We start from the raw sequence: 15,546 nt of genomic DNA on the forward strand, positions 1-15,546 counted from the left end.
TGCTTCAAGAGAGCCAGCCTGATTTTTTCAGCCAAGTTTCGATTAGTTTTTGGACGATCGCGATCGCCACTGGCAGCAGCGAAGCCGGAACTGCGATCGAAAAACGGCGGAAGTTTTTCGCGTCATACGGCCAAACTGGAAACTCATTCGTCAGTTCATAAAAAGTCCGCAGTTCTTTAATTTTGTCGGCTCCTTGCTTGAGAACTTCTGCATCTCCAGCCAGATTCTCGTGAATTTGTGAATAGTCGGCCTGAAACTGTCGTGCAATTTGATTTAAAAGCTCCTCTTTCGCTTTTTGCATTCCGCTATGTGCCGCCCAAAGCGGACCAAAAAAGCAGATTCCCGCCAGCAAAATTTGCAGCGGAATCACGAGAGAAACATACCAATATTGCTGCCAATTTCCCCGAATAATAAACTGATATTGAATCAGGCCGACGAGTAGACCAAGAACTCCAGCAAGATAAGCGGTTTTTAACGCATAGTTACTCAGCGATCGCAAACCACCACAGCGATCGGGATGCAGCGGATTCACGTTTAATTCTTTGGTCTCAAAGACGCGATGCAAAATCCAAATGTTGGCGATTAGATTTAGAACCAATAAGCTTCCTAAATAGACCACAACAAACGTTGCTACCGTTGCAGCCAAAGTCGGCAAAATGCCAGAACCCGTCCAGCTTTCTTTCAGCCCAAAGCGCGTTTTGAACACAAAAATGCTGAAGAAAATTGCGCTGGCGATCGCCGCAAGTCTCCGCCACTTTTGCCGATAGGCCACTTGTGAAATGCGATTGATTTCTGAAATTTCAATTTCGATCGCGTCAGATTTTTCTAGGTCGATAATCACTTTATCGATCGCCTGAAAGCTCCACAAATAATATCCAATCACAACCGGATTAATAAATAGAATCAGCACCCAAGGAACGGGATCTTCAAATAAACCCGTAAACTCTGTTGGTGGAGACGGCAAGGTGCGACTAATCCAAGCGATGAAAATCGCTGAACTCGCTGTGATTGCGATCGACAGCAGGGCAAGCGATACGGGAGAAATACGAACTTTTTCGAGCAAAAAGCGAGCCACCGGATCAGCGCGATAGAAGCGGTGCGGCTCTAGCGAGGGATGGGTCATTGTCCTGATTCAAATCAATGCTGAAGCTGCCGCAGATGGACAGCGATCGTCACGAAATCTACGAGAGCCAATGTTAGGTTGAAGTATAACTTGCATCAGAAGCCGCCACAATATTCCGTATGAAAGCGCAATCTTTTGGGTTTGGTTTGCTAGCAGTGAGTTTGATTACGGGTGCGGCGAGCCTTGGAATCGTTGCGAAACTGTTTATTCCCGGTGTAGCTGGACAAATTCTGCTGGCTTTTACGCGGATTGGAATGCTGGTTTTGCCGCTGATTTGGGTGCGGTGGATCGATCGCAACGAATACAAAGTTTCACCTCCAACGCGATCGGAACTGCAAACGGGAATCGGATTAGGATTGCTGATGTTTGCTGTGATTCTGATTGCTTACGGATCGATCGGACAACATTTGATTGAAGCCAATCAAATTCGCAGTAAAGCGGAACAAATTGGCATTCGCACACCCAGCATTTATCTGATTGGGGCGTTTTATTTTACCGTTATCAATTCTTTAATTGAAGAATATGTTTGGCGCTGGTTTGTCTATCAAAAATGTGAAATTTTGAATCGCGAGCGGGCTGTTTGGATCGCGGCATTTTGCTTCACGCTGCATCACAGCATTGCACTAATGGCCTACACGCAAAGCGGGCTGGTGACGCTGCTTGGCTCGATCGCAGTGTTTGCCGCTGGTGCAATTTGGTCAAAGTGCTATTTGGCTTATCGATCGCTTTGGTCGGGCTACCTCAGTCATCTGCTGGCAGATTTGGCGATTGCGATCGTTGGCTGGCATCTTTTGTTTGCTTAAAGCGACAAAAATAGCGAGGCTGCAAACCAATTGCCCTCGCTATTTTTGCAAATGTTTCGATCGCGTTTAGTTAGCGACTTCGGACATTTCGATCGTGCGTCCGTCGTAGTCTTTCACCAAAAAGTTCAGCGGTTTCTCGCGGCGGATTTTGTAGCGAACCCCGTAGCTTTGTGCCCGCAGTAAGACAAGTTCAAGGCAGTCATGATCAAAGCAAACATGACGCTGGCGGTTTTTTTCGCCTAGGCTTGCCCCGGAAATAACGTGAAGCTGGGTATTTTTCTTGAGTTGATACCAGAGGCCATCGGGACTGTTCATCGTGGTTGTGGCCGATCGCCCCATGCTGGCCGTCGAAGCATAAAACGGATCGATGCCTGCCGTCCCCAAGGTTTGCTCGTAGTTGTAGTAATAGTGCAAGGGCACATCCGCGACGGGCAAATTCAGCATTCCCTCGTAGAAGTCTCGCGCCACTTCCAAGTCAGACACCATCATCGTGTGAACTTTCGGGGCACTGGTGAGAAACATCCACATGGCTCCGGCATAAGCAGCCAGCAGCATGACCATAATGCCCTGCGTGGACAGGAGGCCATCGAGCGGCAGACCCCACAGCGCCCCAAGCGGAATTGCGATCGACGGATGAACTAGAACCATGAAAGCAGCGATAGATTGGGTGAATATGTGCCTAAAATCTCGCACGATTCGATCGAACCGCGCAGAATGCTTCTAGTGTAGCAAGACCGCCCTGGGGAGAACGGAGGCGGGGGCAATCGCACTGAAAGATTTGATGAAGAATTGAGGGAGCGATCGAATTTGTGAAGTTACGGCTACAATTCGCTAGATTGAGAAAAAACGACACCGTTCAAAACCAGCATGACATCTCAGCTATTGCTCGTTGATGACGAACCCGGACTGCGACAGGCCGTGCAAGCCTACCTCGAAGACAGCGGCTTTGCGGTCGAAACGGCCAGCAACGCCAAAGAAGGCTGGGATCGCTTGCAGCAAATTTCGCCGGATCTGGTAATTTCGGACATTATGATGCCGCAGGTAGACGGCTATCAGTTTCTCAAGCAGATGCGCGAAGATCCGCGCTTTGAGACGATGCCCGTTGTTTTCCTGACGGCCAGAGGAATGACGAGCGATCGCATCCAGGGCTACACAGCCGGAGTCGATGCCTACATCTCCAAGCCGTTTGACCCGGATGAACTCGTCGCCGTTGTCACCAACATTCTTGCTCGTCGTGCCGCCGCCAACAAAGCCGCCAGCGACAGCGAAGCACCGGACATTACCGAGATGGCGCGGCAGATTGCCGAAATTCGAGCGATGCTGTCTCAGCGTGGGGGCGGCATTGTCCAAACGCCTGCACCCGTCAAGCTGGACTTTACGCCCCGCGAACAAAGCGTCTTGGAACTGGTGGCGGAAGGCTTGATGAACAAGGAAATCGCTCGCCGTCTTGAAACGAGTGTGCGGAACGTCGAGAAATACGTGAGCCGTCTGTTTTCCAAAACGGGAACCAATAGCCGCACGGAACTAGTGCGCTATGCGCTAGAGCATGGCTTGACGAAGTAAAGCCCCCTAAATCCCCCATGAATGGGGAACTTTGAGGATGGTTGGTGGGGCGATCGAATCCCAAACTGCCTCGATAAAATTTGAACACTTCATTTTGATCATTTGGCGTGAATACTGAGAATTTGGAAGCGGCGCGATCGCACTATCAAATTGGAAAAAAAGCGTTTGAGCGCGGCGATTATCGTCAGTCCGTTCAGGCGTTAGAGAAGGCTGTGAGTCTGACAGAGCGCAACACGCGATCGGGCGGCGAAATGCAAATCTGGCTGATTACGGCCTACCAAGCTGCCGACCAGCAGCAAGAGGCGATCGCCCTGTGCGAACAGCTAAAGCGCCATCCCGATCTGCAAACGCGCCAGCAGGCCAAGCGACTGCTTTACATTCTGCAAGCGCCGCGCCTGAAAACGCGCCCCGAATGGCTCACGGAAATTCCCGATTTGGGCGCGATCGACGAAGCCGCCCAAGACAACAAAGGCGCATTTCAAGCCACGTCCAAACCGAAGCGATCGCGCCCCCAACCCGAACCGGAACCGATCGATCTCAGCCAGGTCAACACCAAAGACAATCAGTTTATTTGGGTGGCGCTGATTGCGATCGCGCTGACGATCAGCGGCTTGTTTTGGTTCGGTTGATTGAGATCTCGCGCCTGTAGCATGACCCGCCCAGAAATCAATTTCGAGCTAACAGCGCAAGTCAGTTTCAACTGACTGGGAAATCGATCGCGCCAGGGTTGTAACCCGTTTGAATGGGTTTTCGCTTTAAGACCGGAAATTGATTTCAGGGCAGTGGTGCGACGGGTGCAAGATCTCAGTTAAAAAAGCCGACACCCCGCTAAGATCAAATCGATCGATCGCAGGTGCAAGCAATGGGATCACGATTGCGAATTGCAGTTCTCGCGCTGATTGCGAGCTTTTTCCTTTCGGGCTGCGTCAACTACGACGTGGGCGTGAATTTTTCCAGTCAAACAAGCGGCGAAATTGTGCAGCAAATTCGGCTGGGTGAGCAGTTGACCAGCTTTAGCGATGCGGTTGCTCAGGCTTGGCTGCAAAGCATTCAGAAGCGATCGCGCTCACTCGGAGGTCGCACCCGCCGCATCAATCCGCAAGAACTGCTCGTCAAAATTCCGTTCAGCAACGGAGCCGAACTTGCCGAGAAGTTTAATGCTTTCTTTCAGCCCGTGCCGCAGTCTGACGAAGACAAAACGGGAATTCCCGAACTGCGATCGCAACTTCACCTATCGCAAAATAACTTTCTGCTGATCGAGCGCGATCGCCTCCGCCTCGACGTAGATCTGCGCCCCTTAAGCGTGATTTCTGCCAATGGCAACGTTTTAATTAGTCCGGGCGAACTGCTGACCTTGCAGTTTCGGCTGAATACCCCTTGGGGCGCGAAACAGGTAGAGGCGATTGGTGCGGAAGCGCAGCAGCAAGGGAAACAGCTTGTCTGGAAGCTGAAGTCCGGCGCGGAAAATCATCTGGAAGCGGTGTTTTGGGTTCCAAGTTCGCTGGGAATCGGGACGGTGGCGATCGCCTTGCTTGTCCTTGCTGGCTTTTTGCTTCACGCCCAACTGTTTCCTTCAGTCGGGCTGGAGGATTCCGATCGATCGAGTTCGACGGTCTAGGCCGTGTTTTAACACCACACGATCCTCCCCAACCCTCCTTGCTAAGGAGGGAGTCATCCTCAAAGTCCGGGTTCTCAAGGGGACAGGGGGATCTCAGTCGAGCAATCTAACCACCAGGAGGTTTTCAAACACACCCTAGGAGGCAGAAAGCAGCGCTTCACCTTCTGCGTTGCGCTTTACTTCAGCGAATTGCCCACCTGACTGAGCAGATTGCCAAGCTCCAGGATTTTGGGCGAAACATCATCAGCGGTGCGGCTGGCAGCTTCTCGCGATGCGTCACCGCCTGCGGCAAGGAGAATGTCCGCAATCGCACCTCGATCGCCCATGCTGATCGCATGCTTAAGCTGTTCGAGATCACCGACGAGGCGATGGCCTTGAAAGTGCTGTTGCCACTTTTCGATGATGCCAAGCGCGTCGTTGGCTGAAACGGTGGTTAGATCTTGCTCCAACGTTGAAATGGTGAGGTCAAGATCGCTCTGTAAGTCGGGCATGGTTTTCTAAATGAGAATGAGATCGAATGTTCCACTCTTGATCGTGCGAAATTCGATCGCCGCGATCGTCTACCTCAAGAAAGACCGCTCGATCGTCGCCAACTCACTCAGCTAAAAGACCCTAGATCGCAGAGCAGTTTGGAGAATGTGAGAGGCGATCGCGTGAACACTTTGGCCTGAAGGTCTGTCAAAATCGCTATCTTAGTTGGGCAGTTGCATCGCAAAATCTAACATTGACTGACTGATTCGTGCGGCGCATGATTAGAAGCGGAAAATGAAAGGCATCCGGTAATCTGGTATTTCGTGAGCCAATGACCTTATGACCCGCTCAGCTTGCAGCTAAAATTCGCTTCGCCTGCGCCAACCTCCCCCTCAACCCCAACCCCTTCGCTCCTATGAAACTCGTCGCAACTCACTGGAAATACCTCAAATACCTCATTTGGTTTGGGCTGGCGCTGATTGTAGCGGGCATTACGGCGGGCTTGGTGTCCGGAAGTTGGGGCATCGCACCGATCGCTCTGATGATTGCGGGCGGCGTCATCGTCTTGGCGTGGCTGGCAATGTCAGGACAGGCGATCGGCAGCTTTTTGGGACAGCGATCGACGCAGGCTGGAACGAACGCATTCATCGCCACGATCGCGATGCTGGTGATTCTGGGACTGGTGAATTTCCTGGGCGTCCGCTATGACAAGCGGGTGGACTTCACCGAGAATCAGCTTTTTACGCTGTCGCCGCAGTCGATCGAAATTGTCGATCGGCTTCAGCAGCCCGTGAAGCTGTGGATTTTTGAAGCGGGAACGCCAAACGCGCAAGACCGCGAACTGCTGGAAAATTTTCGCCGTCAAAACGAGCAGTTTTCCTACGAATATGTTGACCCGCAGGCACAGCCCGGACTGGCGCAGCGCTTTGGGGTGCAGTCGTTTGGCGAGGTGTATCTGGAATCGGGCGATCGCCGCAAATTTGTCACCACCGTCAATCCGCAGCAGCGACTTTCTGAGCGCAGCTTGACGACCGCTTTGGCACAGTTAAATCTCGATCGCCAGCCGAAAGTCTACTTCCTGCAAGGACACGGCGAAAAAACGCTCGACGGGTCAGGGCAGGAAAGCGCGTCTCAGGCGATCGCGCAACTGGGTGACGAAAACTTTGTGGCAGAACCGCTGAACCTGGCAACCAGCCCGAAAGTTCCCGATGATGCCAACGTCCTCGTGATTGCGGGACCCAAGCGTGAACTGCTGGCTGCTGAAGTTCGCGCCCTGCAAGACTATTTGAAGCGCAAAAGCGGGCTGATGCTGATGCTCGATCCGCTGACCGAAACGGGACTGAACGATTTGCTGGAAAGTTGGGGTGTCGAGTTAAGCAATCTCGTCGTGCTTGATCCAAATGGCGCGGTGGTGGCGGGCAGTCCGACGGTGGCGATCGTCACGCAGTACGGCGATCACCCGATTACGCGCGAGTTTGGCAACGGCATTTCGCTGTTTCCGATCGCCCAACCGCTGCAAATTACCGACACCGAAAACGAAGCAGAAGCGCCGCTGCTGTTCACGAGCGAACAAACGCAGGCGCAAGCGGTTGAAGAAGGCGGTCAAATTCAGTTTGACCCGAACGCGCCGCCCCAAGGCCCAATGGTAATCGGTGCGGCTTTGAGTCGGCCAATTTCTGATAATTCAACAGCCGATGAGAATTCCGCCGATGCCGATCGGCCACCTGCTGAAGCTCGCGTTGTCGTGATCGGCAACTCCAGCTTTATGGCCGATGGCCTGTCTGACCAGCAGCTAAATGGCGATCTATTTCTCAACAGCGTCAACTGGCTCAGTCAAGAAGGCGATCTCACCTTGTCGATTCGTCCCCGAACCGCGATCGATCGCCGGATCACGCTCAACGCTCAGCAGCAGGCGGTTCTCGGCATCGGTTCGGTTTTGGTGCTGCCGCTGATCGGCTTTGGGCTGGCGGCGATCGCGTGGCTGCGGCGGCGTTAGGAGGCGATCGAATGAAACTACACCCGATGACTTGGACTTTAGTTGCAGTCGCCGCACTGCTGGGCGGATTCGTCTATTTCAGCGAAGTCCGCAACGCAGACCAACCGGAGGCCAGCGAAACGCAAGCCGCCTCGCTGTTTGGCTTTGAGGAAAAACAGGTGCAGCGCTTCCGCGTCCAAACGCGCCTGCACAATTTGCTGTTCGAGCGCGATTCCACTGGCAAATGGCAAATGCGCGAGCCAGACCAAACGCCCGCCAGCGATGCCTCCGTTGCCTATCTGCTAAATCTGCTGGCAACGCAAGAGCGCGATCGCGTCCTCACCATCAACCGTGCCAACCAAAAGGACTACGGACTCGACCAGCCGATCGCCACAATTTTTGTCACGCTCGACAACGGCCAAGCTCACAAGCTGGTGATCGGCGGCTACGACTTCAACCGCAGCAACCTTTACGCGCTGGCCGATCCAGCGACCGGAAATCCAAGCGAGTTGCAGGTGGTGACGGTTTCGCCGGATTTTGACAGCGCGGTGAATCGATCGATCCCTGAATGGAAGCAATCGTCACCCTCCCCAACGCCTTCTCCCACCGACCCTCCGACTGAATCTCCGTCTCCAGCAACTTCTCCAACGGCATCACCCTCTCCGACAACTTCTCCAACCCGATCGCCTGCCGCTTCTCCGATGGCTAGCCCTTCTCCGACGAGTTCGCCTTCGCCTACCGCTTCTCCAACTCGATCGCCCGATCGATCGCCTGCGCCGACTGCCTCGCCGTCTCCCACTGCCACGCCATGACCAGCCCGACTGCCACGCTGCTGATTTCCTGTCCCGATCAAAAAGGACTGGTCGCCAAGCTTGCCAACTTCATCTACTCAAACGGCGGCAACATCATCCACGCCGACCAGCACACCGACTTTACGGCGGGCTTGTTTTTGTCCCGAATCGAGTGGCAGCTTGACGGCTTCAATTTGCCGCAAGACGTGATCGCGCCTGCGTTCAACGCGATCGCCCAACCGCTGGGAGCTAGCTGGCAAATTCACTTTAGCGGCCCGCAAAGCGGATCCGGAACGGATCGCCTGCCGCGAATTGCGATTTGGGTCAGCCGTCAGGATCACTGTTTGTTTGATTTGCTATGGCGAGCGCGATCGGGTGAATTTCAAGCGGAAATTGGCGTGATCATGAGCAATCATCCGCAGATGGAAGCGATCGCCCAGCAGTTCGGCATCGACTATCACCACATTCCGATCGCGCCTGAAACCAAAGCCGAACAAGAAGCCAAACAGCTTGAACTGCTGCAAAAATACCGCATCGATCTCGTCGTTTTGGCGAAATACATGCAGATTCTCAGCCCCAGTTTCATCGAGCAGTTTCCCAGCGTCATCAACATTCACCATTCATTTTTGCCCGCCTTTGCCGGAGCAAATCCCTATCAGCGGGCGCACGATCGCGGCGTGAAAATCATCGGCGCAACCGCCCACTACGTCACCCAAGACCTCGACGAAGGCCCAATTATCGAACAGGACGTGGTGCGCGTCAGCCATCGCGATGCCGTAGCCGACCTGATTCGCAAAGGCAAAGACCTAGAGCGCATCGTCCTCGCCAGAGCCGTCCGCCTGCACCTGCAACATCGCGTCTTGGTCTACGGCAATCGCACCGTCGTTTTCGCGTAGGCTGTTTTCACGTAGTATGAGTGTCGGGTGTTGGTCAACTCCTAACCCGTAACCCCTAACCCTTAATCTGTGATCAATGCCTGACCCGATTCGCGTCTGCATCATCCTTGGCACTCGACCGGAAGCGATCAAACTCGCTCCGGTGATTCGGCAATTTCGGCAGTCGCCCCAGTTTGAAACGCAAGTCGTTTTGACCGGACAGCATCGCGAAATGGTGACGCAGGTGATGCAGCTATTTGAACTGGAAAGCGATCGCGACCTCGCCATCATGCAGCCGCGCCAAACGCTCACCGACATTACCTGTCGCAGCCTTCAGGGACTCGAAGCGCTATTTGCCGAACTTCAGCCGCAAATGGTTCTCGTGCAGGGCGACACGACAACCGCTTTTGCTGCCGCGCTTGCCGCCTTTTACCAAAAAATTCCGGTTGGTCATGTGGAGGCGGGACTGCGAACTGATGACCTGTACAATCCCTATCCCGAAGAAGCCAATCGCCGCTTGATTTCGCAGATCACGCAGCTTCACTTTGCGCCGACTCCGGTTGCGGTTGAGCATCTAAAGCGATCGAGCGTCGTCGGCCAAATTCACCAAACCGGAAATACGGTCATCGATGCGCTGTTGACTGTGGCCGCACAAAATCCGCAGTGTGAGATTCCCGGACTGAATTGGGATCAGCATCGCGTCTTGCTGGCAACCGTGCATCGTCGCGAAAACTGGGGCGAACCCTTGGACGAGATTGCCGCTGGATTTCTGCAAGTGCTGGAGCAATTCCCCGATACCGCTTTGCTGTTGCCGCTGCACCGCAATCCGATCGTCCGCGACCCGTTGCAGGCCAAATTGGGCGATCATCCCCGCGTTTTTCTCACCGAACCGCTCGACTACAGCGAACTGGTCGGCGCAATTCAGCGGAGCTACCTGCTGCTGACGGATTCCGGCGGTTTGCAGGAAGAAGCACCCAGCTTGGGTAAGCCCGTTTTGGTGCTGCGCGAAACGACCGAGCGCCCGGAAGCCGTGACAGCGGGAACCGCCAAGCTGATTGGCACACAGGCGAAAGAGATTTTTGCCAATGCCAGCGAACTGCTGAGCGATCGCACTGCTTACGACCAGATGGCAACCGCAATCAATCCGTTTGGTGACGGCAAGGCGGCAGAGCGAATCGTGGCGATCGTGCAGGACTACTTCAATTTGTAAGCGCTATTCGGGCGGCAGTTCCGGCGGTTCCGGCGGGTCGCGATCGAGCAGATTATGCTTAGCATCTCGCAGTTGATGCCACAGATCTTTAATTTGGTTGTAAGCTTCCTGCGGCGAAATTTTTCCGCCCGATTCCAGCCCGCACAGCAGCGCCACGCGGCTGGCAAACTCTTGGAGATTGGCATCAAACACCAAATTTTCCGGTGTGAATTCTCCCCGGTAGCGGCTGCGAGGAGTCAAAAATTCAGACTTGAGAATTTCGTTGCGGTCAGCCTGTGAATCTGGCACGGCGTTAGCACCTGTTGCGATCGCGACTGAAATGACACGCAAGTAGCCGCCTATAACTTCAGTAAGCTAGCTTATTTTGCACCATCCAGTACCCATCTAATGATTGAAATTGCAGCAGGATGAAGCACGGTGCGATCGAAATGCGTGTAGTCTTTCGCATTTCGATCGAACAAATGCCGCTATTGTGGATAGAGCAATGCCGATCGCCTGCTGCCGATGACTCCAGATTCTCAGCCGCCCACGCCCGACTCAACGCAGCCCAAAATTCTCAGCAGCCTGAATGGAGAAGTCGCCTCCGAAGCGGCTCGCTCGAATCCGGCTACCTGGCAAGCGGCTGAAAGCGCGATCGCCCCTCGCACTCCCGCTCCCCTCGCCAAACGGCAGCAACCGCCCCAATCGCTGCTCGTGCTGTTGACGATCGCAATCATGCTGGCGGGCTGGTGGCTAAATCTAAGCTGGGTGGCTTTGGCGGGGGCGATCGTTGCCCTGCTGATTGCGGGTCGAATTGTCTGGACAGCGCTGCGGCCTGTGCTGGCGGAAATTGTTTCAGACCAGCAAGTCACCGTTACGGTCAGCATCGTTGGCGTAATCGTCGCGATCTACAGCGTGCTTCGCTTCACCGGAATTACCCGACGCATCGCAGACTGGTACGGCAGCTTCAACTGGGACGCTTTGGGCGCTTCGGCGGAACTGTTGGGCGCGGTCGGCCAGATTGCGATCGCCGTGCTTGCCGTTTACGTGGCGTGGCGGCAGTACATCATTTCTCGCGATCTCACCATTCAGCAAAACCTGATCACCCAGCAGCAAACGATCGACTCCTACTTCCAGGGCATTTCGGAACTGGTGCTGGACGAAGAAGGCTTGCTCGAAGATGTGCCGCAGGAGCGAGCGATCGCGGAAGGCCGCACAGCCGCGATTTTGAGCAGCGTCGATGGCACAGGCAAAGCAAAGATTCTGCGATTCCTGTCGCGATCGCGCCTCTTGACTCCGCTCAGACGCGATCGCCGCTTGGGACGCGCCATCCTCGACGGGACGGGCGGCTATGCGGAAGACCGCGAATATGGAGTGCGCGTGATCGATTTGGGCGTGATGCTGGCCGTTTCCAACCTGGCCGGAACCGACTTGCGCTGGACGGATCTGAGCGATGCCAATTTGATTCGCGCCAATTTGAGCCGCTGCGATCTCGTCAAAACCAATCTGGCTCGCACGATTTTGTATGAAGCCGATCTATCCGGCTCGGACATGATGGGCACACGCTTGTTCTATGGCCCAGTTGAAACTGCTTCGCCCCGCAGCCGCACCGACCTCCCCGACTACAAAACCGGAGCCTTTACGGGAGCCGTGATTGAAAATGCGGATTTCTCCAACGTCGTCCGCCTCAGTGAAGAACAGCGGCAATATTGCTGCGCTTGGGGCGGCTCGGCCACGCGATCGACCATTCCCGGCGGCTGCGAAGGCATTCCGAATCGGCTGGGAAGGTAGGGTGTCGAGACGCGAGGTCTTGGGGTTGAGACGCGAGATCTCGCGTCTGTACGGGGGGGCAGTTTGCTTCTGCTCCTGCCTTTCTCTGCCTTCTGCTATTGTGGCATCAAGCTTTTTTGGAGGTGGACATGGATGAAAATCATCCGGTGCTGTCGATCGTTGTGCCGATGCATAACGAGCAGGACAACCTCGACTATTTGTTTGAGCGATTGAAAGATGTCCTCGATCGCCTCAATCTCAGCTACGAAATTATCTGCATCGACGATGGCAGCCGCGATCGCACTTTGCCGCTTCTGGTGAAGCATCACTATCTCGATTCGCGCATCAAAATCATCAGCTTTTCGCGCAATTTTGGCAAAGAAATCGCTTTGACAGCGGGAATCGACTACGCCAATGGGGATGCCGTCATTCCGATCGATGCTGACCTGCAAGACCCGCCAGAACTGATCGAAGCGCTGATCGGCAAGTGGCGCGAAGGCTATGACGTGGTGTATGCCACAAGGCGATCGCGTTTGGGAGAAAGCTGGCTCAAACGCTTCACGGCGGGCAGTTTCTACCGCGTCATCGACAAAATTGGCAGCATCACGATTCCTCGCGATACCGGAGATTTTCGCCTGCTCGATCGCCGCGTCGTAGACGTACTCAAGCAACTGCCGGAACGGACGCGCTTTATGAAAGGCTTGTTTGCCTGGGTCGGTTTTCGTCAAACTTCGATTCTGTTCGATCGCCAAGAGCGCTATCAAGGCCGCAGCAGTTGGAACTATTGGCGCTTGTGGAATTTTGCCGTTGATGGCATCACTTCTTTTAGCTTGCTGCCGCTGAAAGTGTGGAGCTATGTCGGCATTTTGTTTTCTTTGCTGGCCTTTGTTTATGGCACATTTTTGATTATTCGCACTTTAATTTTGGGTGCGGATGTGCCGGGTTTTGCTTCAATTATGGTCGCTGTTTTGTTTTTGGGTGGGGTGCAATTAATTACGCTGGGAATTTTAGGTGAATATCTCGGTCGAGTCTATGAAGAAGTGAAAGGAAGACCGCTGTATTTGGTGCGCGATCGCTATGGACTTGACACTCATTCACCGACTCAGCGCTAATCGATCGATACCAGTTCATCTCTAACCAAACCTTCTATGCACCCTCAACTCATCCCTTCCGTTTCCAAAGGTTTGTGCGTTGCCTTGTTTGCCAGTGGAATTTTATTTGCACCCAGCGCGCTCGCTTGTGGTGAAACTCCTTCAGTTCAAGCTACCGCCTATCCGACTATTGACCAAATTCATTTAGGAATGTCAGGAGCAGAGGCGCTTCAACGATTAGGAACGCCCGAAAGTGTCGAGCGAGGTGGAAATCGCTGCGGCTTTAGCTTTGTTATCTTGTTCTATCCTCAATTTCTTGTCGCGATTCAAGTTCCAAGAGAGGCGATTGGTTTGGACGCGATCGATTCTGCTGCACAAGGCGTTGTCATTGATCTTTTGATTAGCCGTCCAGATTTTTCAACGGAAGAAGGTGTATCGATCGGTGCAGGCAGAAGTGAGGTGATTGATATCTATGGCAATCCACAAGAAGCGCAACAAACTCAAGGTGACGTGCTGTTCTTTCCGCGATCCGGCTACTGGCTGATATTGCACTTTAGAGACGATCGAGTTGCTGAAATCAGGTATCTTCTTAATTCATCTATACCCGTCTTAAATCGATCGCTTCGCCCGTTTCTGCCGATCGCATTGCTGCTTCTGCCACCTTCAACGCATACAAACTCGAACTTGGACTGACATATAAAGGTGCGCCTGCTGTCAGGTGATCGAGGACGTTAGCGGTATCTTTGGCGAACAGGCCGCGACGAGTGCCCATGTCCAGCGATCGCTCCCCTTCTGCCGAAATCAAAGTGCCTTTGTCGGTGTCGAGAACCAGAGCGCCGCGATCGCCTTGGATGACGAGCGATCGTTCTGCCTGCCACAAGGCTTCACCTTTGCCGTAGACCACTTCGGCCACCAGTCCGCTGCTAAAGCGCAACAGTGCCGTACAGAGACAGGAGGTGTAGCGATCGGAACTGCCCGAAAAGCGAGCTTGGCAGGCCACCGAATCGATCGTGCCGAATACAGCCGTCAGCCGATGAATGCGCGAAAGCGCTCCGATGAACGGAAAGCCAAACAGGGCAGGCTGATATGTCCACTTGTTGGGCGCGGGGTGCTGCGGATTGATGCTGGCATAGCGGACGTAGAACGGGTTGCCAATTTGCGGCAGTTCGCGCACCAGCGTTTGATGAATGCCGCTGAGCAGTTCAATATGCTCCACGTGCAAGAGCTTTTGCTGAGTTTGCGCCAGTTCAATCAGGTCGGCGGCGGCAGTGGCATTCAGGGCGAGCGGATATTCAACCACCGTGTGTTTTTCGGCAGTCAGGGCGGCACGAGCGATCGCCTCATGGTCGCGATTCACAGTGGCAATCACCACGAGATCGACATCTGAGGCGATCAAGTCCGTCCAGCTTGCATAGGCTTGGGCGTTGTAGCTGTCGGCAAAAGCGATCGCAGCTTCGATCGAATGGCCGCAAACGGCGATGAGTTCAGCGCGATCGTCACTGGAAAAAGCGTCGGCGCGAAGTTTGGCAGCATAGCCTGTTCCAACCAGGCCAACTCGAACAGGCATGAGCAATTTGAGAAAAGTCATCCGCATTATCGCAGGAGAATGGAACGCGATCGCGCCATAGCACAAGAATCCGTGCGGATATAAGTAATTTAAGATAAAAACAATTTTTTACATTACGAATCCCATTCACAGCAGGGGATGCGGTGAAATAGTTTTCCCGTAGTATCTAGAAAGGAGAACGCTGAACCGCAATCAATGCGCTGATTCCAGGGCAGGTTGCGAAAGTGATTCATACTGCCGTTGACACATTGAGAGGACGACATGCCTAGCTTTAAAGTAACGCTAATCAATGAAGCTGAAGGGTTAAACACCACGATTGATGTACCCGATGACGAGTACATTCTCGATGCGGCGGAAGAGCAAGGTCTTGATTTGCCCTACTCTTGCCGTGCGGGTGCTTGCTCGACCTGCGCTGGAAAAATTACTGCTGGAACCGTTGACCAGTCTGACCAATCCTTCCTGGATGATGACCAAATCGAAGCAGGCTATGTGCTGACCTGTGTGGCATACCCGACTTCGGATTGCACGATCATGACGCACCAAGAAGAAGAACTGTACTAAATTTTGACTAATTGCGATCGATCGTGACTCACGGTTTTTCACAAACCCGTTTGAAGCGTTCATCCTGCATTTGGTCTTCGTGTGGTTGCCCCTCACCCTTATTTGAATTGAACTTCAAAGCAGAAGCGATCGCTTCTGCTTTTGTTTTT

Annotated in this window: 17 protein-coding genes; 12 read left to right on the forward strand and 5 right to left on the reverse strand. The window is 53.7% G+C overall.

Annotation, left to right across the window (positions count from 1 at the left end; translation table 11 throughout):
• Positions 1-4 precede the first annotated feature (4 nt).
• Entirely contained in the window at positions 5-1,123 is a 1,119-nt protein-coding gene (locus H6F67_RS14275) for a hypothetical protein (RefSeq protein ID WP_190767288.1), read from the reverse strand.
• Between the two features lie 119 nt (positions 1,124-1,242).
• Between H6F67_RS14275 and H6F67_RS14280 the strand changes: the two genes are divergently transcribed.
• On the forward strand, positions 1,243-1,926 hold the full coding sequence (locus H6F67_RS14280) for a CPBP family intramembrane glutamic endopeptidase (RefSeq protein ID WP_190767289.1): 684 nt from the start codon (positions 1,243-1,245) through the stop codon (positions 1,924-1,926).
• 66 nt (positions 1,927-1,992) lie between these two features.
• Here H6F67_RS14280 and H6F67_RS14285 read toward each other — a convergent pair whose 3' ends face one another.
• Positions 1,993-2,574, reverse strand: a complete 582-nt coding sequence (locus H6F67_RS14285) for a glyoxalase-like domain protein (RefSeq protein ID WP_190767290.1) — start codon at positions 2,572-2,574, stop codon at positions 1,993-1,995.
• A 219-nt stretch (positions 2,575-2,793) separates the two neighbouring features.
• Between H6F67_RS14285 and H6F67_RS14290 the strand changes: the two genes are divergently transcribed.
• From H6F67_RS14290 to H6F67_RS14300, 3 genes are all read left to right on the forward strand, one after another.
• On the forward strand, positions 2,794-3,489 hold the full coding sequence (locus H6F67_RS14290) for a response regulator transcription factor (protein WP_190767291.1): 696 nt from the start codon (positions 2,794-2,796) through the stop codon (positions 3,487-3,489).
• A 107-nt stretch (positions 3,490-3,596) separates the two neighbouring features.
• On the forward strand, positions 3,597-4,118 hold the full coding sequence (locus H6F67_RS14295) for a hypothetical protein (protein ID WP_190767292.1): 522 nt from the start codon (positions 3,597-3,599) through the stop codon (positions 4,116-4,118).
• Between the two features lie 233 nt (positions 4,119-4,351).
• Positions 4,352-5,107, forward strand: a complete 756-nt coding sequence (locus tag H6F67_RS14300) for a DUF3153 domain-containing protein (protein WP_190767293.1) — start codon at positions 4,352-4,354, stop codon at positions 5,105-5,107.
• A gap of 176 nt (positions 5,108-5,283) precedes the next feature.
• On the opposite strand, the gene H6F67_RS14305 is transcribed toward H6F67_RS14300, so the two are convergent.
• On the reverse strand, positions 5,284-5,598 hold the full coding sequence (locus H6F67_RS14305; RefSeq protein WP_190767294.1) for a hypothetical protein: 315 nt from the start codon (positions 5,596-5,598) through the stop codon (positions 5,284-5,286).
• Between the two features lie 395 nt (positions 5,599-5,993).
• Here H6F67_RS14305 and H6F67_RS14310 point away from each other — a divergent pair, with 395 nt between their 5' ends.
• From H6F67_RS14310 to wecB, 4 genes are all read left to right on the forward strand, one after another.
• Entirely contained in the window at positions 5,994-7,574 is a 1,581-nt protein-coding gene (locus H6F67_RS14310) for a Gldg family protein (protein WP_190767295.1), read from the forward strand.
• An 11-nt stretch (positions 7,575-7,585) separates the two neighbouring features.
• Complete coding sequence (locus H6F67_RS14315) at positions 7,586-8,365, forward strand: DUF4340 domain-containing protein (protein WP_190767296.1); 780 nt, start codon at positions 7,586-7,588, stop codon at positions 8,363-8,365.
• Positions 8,362-9,240, forward strand: a complete 879-nt coding sequence (gene purU / locus H6F67_RS14320) for a formyltetrahydrofolate deformylase (RefSeq protein WP_190767297.1) — start codon at positions 8,362-8,364, stop codon at positions 9,238-9,240. Before H6F67_RS14315 ends, purU begins: the two co-directional genes overlap by 4 nt.
• A 76-nt stretch (positions 9,241-9,316) precedes the next feature.
• Positions 9,317-10,429 (forward strand): non-hydrolyzing UDP-N-acetylglucosamine 2-epimerase, encoded by a 1,113-nt coding sequence (gene wecB / locus H6F67_RS14325; RefSeq protein ID WP_190767298.1) that lies wholly within the window; start codon positions 9,317-9,319, stop codon positions 10,427-10,429.
• Positions 10,430-10,432: 3 nt separating this feature from the next.
• Here wecB and H6F67_RS14330 read toward each other — a convergent pair whose 3' ends face one another.
• Positions 10,433-10,717: a hypothetical protein gene (locus H6F67_RS14330; RefSeq protein ID WP_313926829.1), complete on the reverse strand. Its 285-nt coding sequence runs from the start codon at positions 10,715-10,717 to the stop codon at positions 10,433-10,435.
• Between the two features lie 216 nt (positions 10,718-10,933).
• Between H6F67_RS14330 and H6F67_RS14335 the strand changes: the two genes are divergently transcribed.
• The 3 genes from H6F67_RS14335 to H6F67_RS14345 all read left to right on the forward strand — a co-directional run bounded on the left by H6F67_RS14335 (position 10,934) and on the right by H6F67_RS14345 (position 13,962).
• Positions 10,934-12,199, forward strand: coding sequence for a pentapeptide repeat-containing protein (locus H6F67_RS14335; RefSeq protein WP_190767299.1), 1,266 nt, complete (start codon positions 10,934-10,936; stop codon positions 12,197-12,199).
• Between the two features lie 128 nt (positions 12,200-12,327).
• A complete protein-coding gene (locus H6F67_RS14340) occupies positions 12,328-13,290 on the forward strand; it encodes a glycosyltransferase family 2 protein (protein ID WP_190767300.1) in 963 nt (320 codons plus the stop codon).
• Positions 13,291-13,326: 36 nt separating this feature from the next.
• A complete protein-coding gene (locus tag H6F67_RS14345; protein ID WP_190767301.1) occupies positions 13,327-13,962 on the forward strand; it encodes a hypothetical protein in 636 nt (211 codons plus the stop codon).
• On the opposite strand, the gene H6F67_RS14350 is transcribed toward H6F67_RS14345, so the two are convergent.
• Complete coding sequence (locus H6F67_RS14350) at positions 13,868-14,857, reverse strand: Gfo/Idh/MocA family protein (RefSeq protein ID WP_242020642.1); 990 nt, start codon at positions 14,855-14,857, stop codon at positions 13,868-13,870. The genes H6F67_RS14345 and H6F67_RS14350 overlap by 95 nt on opposite strands.
• Before the next feature lie 240 nt (positions 14,858-15,097).
• On the opposite strand from H6F67_RS14350, the gene H6F67_RS14355 reads away from it, so the two are divergent.
• Positions 15,098-15,397: a ferredoxin gene (locus H6F67_RS14355; protein WP_190767302.1), complete on the forward strand. Its 300-nt coding sequence runs from the start codon at positions 15,098-15,100 to the stop codon at positions 15,395-15,397.
• The last annotated feature ends 149 nt before the right edge of the window (positions 15,398-15,546 follow it).

The sequence above is a fragment of the Microcoleus sp. FACHB-1515 genome (genome assembly GCF_014696105.1).
GTDB lineage: Bacteria > Cyanobacteriota > Cyanobacteriia > Elainellales > Elainellaceae > JAAUTJ01.

What these genes read in the sequence shown, in the direction of transcription:
- H6F67_RS14280 (WP_190767289.1), top strand. Translation starts at nt 1,243, where the DNA reads ATGAAAGCGCAATCTTTTGGGTTTGGTTTGCTAGCAGTGAGTTTGATT.
- H6F67_RS14335 (WP_190767299.1), top strand. Translation starts at nt 10,934, where the DNA reads ATGACTCCAGATTCTCAGCCGCCCACGCCCGACTCAACGCAGCCCAAA.
- H6F67_RS14275 (WP_190767288.1), bottom strand. Translation starts at nt 1,123, where the DNA reads ATGACCCATCCCTCGCTAGAGCCGCACCGCTTCTATCGCGCTGATCCG.
- H6F67_RS14285 (WP_190767290.1), bottom strand. Translation starts at nt 2,574, where the DNA reads ATGGTTCTAGTTCATCCGTCGATCGCAATTCCGCTTGGGGCGCTGTGG.
- H6F67_RS14305 (WP_190767294.1), bottom strand. Translation starts at nt 5,598, where the DNA reads ATGCCCGACTTACAGAGCGATCTTGACCTCACCATTTCAACGTTGGAG.
- H6F67_RS14290 (WP_190767291.1), top strand. Translation starts at nt 2,794, where the DNA reads ATGACATCTCAGCTATTGCTCGTTGATGACGAACCCGGACTGCGACAG.
- wecB (WP_190767298.1), top strand. Translation starts at nt 9,317, where the DNA reads ATGCCTGACCCGATTCGCGTCTGCATCATCCTTGGCACTCGACCGGAA.
- H6F67_RS14340 (WP_190767300.1), top strand. Translation starts at nt 12,328, where the DNA reads ATGGATGAAAATCATCCGGTGCTGTCGATCGTTGTGCCGATGCATAAC.
- H6F67_RS14355 (WP_190767302.1), top strand. Translation starts at nt 15,098, where the DNA reads ATGCCTAGCTTTAAAGTAACGCTAATCAATGAAGCTGAAGGGTTAAAC.
- H6F67_RS14345 (WP_190767301.1), top strand. Translation starts at nt 13,327, where the DNA reads ATGCACCCTCAACTCATCCCTTCCGTTTCCAAAGGTTTGTGCGTTGCC.
- H6F67_RS14315 (WP_190767296.1), top strand. Translation starts at nt 7,586, where the DNA reads ATGAAACTACACCCGATGACTTGGACTTTAGTTGCAGTCGCCGCACTG.
- H6F67_RS14350 (WP_242020642.1), bottom strand. Translation starts at nt 14,857, where the DNA reads ATGACTTTTCTCAAATTGCTCATGCCTGTTCGAGTTGGCCTGGTTGGA.
- purU (WP_190767297.1), top strand. Translation starts at nt 8,362, where the DNA reads ATGACCAGCCCGACTGCCACGCTGCTGATTTCCTGTCCCGATCAAAAA.
- H6F67_RS14310 (WP_190767295.1), top strand. Translation starts at nt 5,994, where the DNA reads ATGAAACTCGTCGCAACTCACTGGAAATACCTCAAATACCTCATTTGG.
- H6F67_RS14300 (WP_190767293.1), top strand. Translation starts at nt 4,352, where the DNA reads ATGGGATCACGATTGCGAATTGCAGTTCTCGCGCTGATTGCGAGCTTT.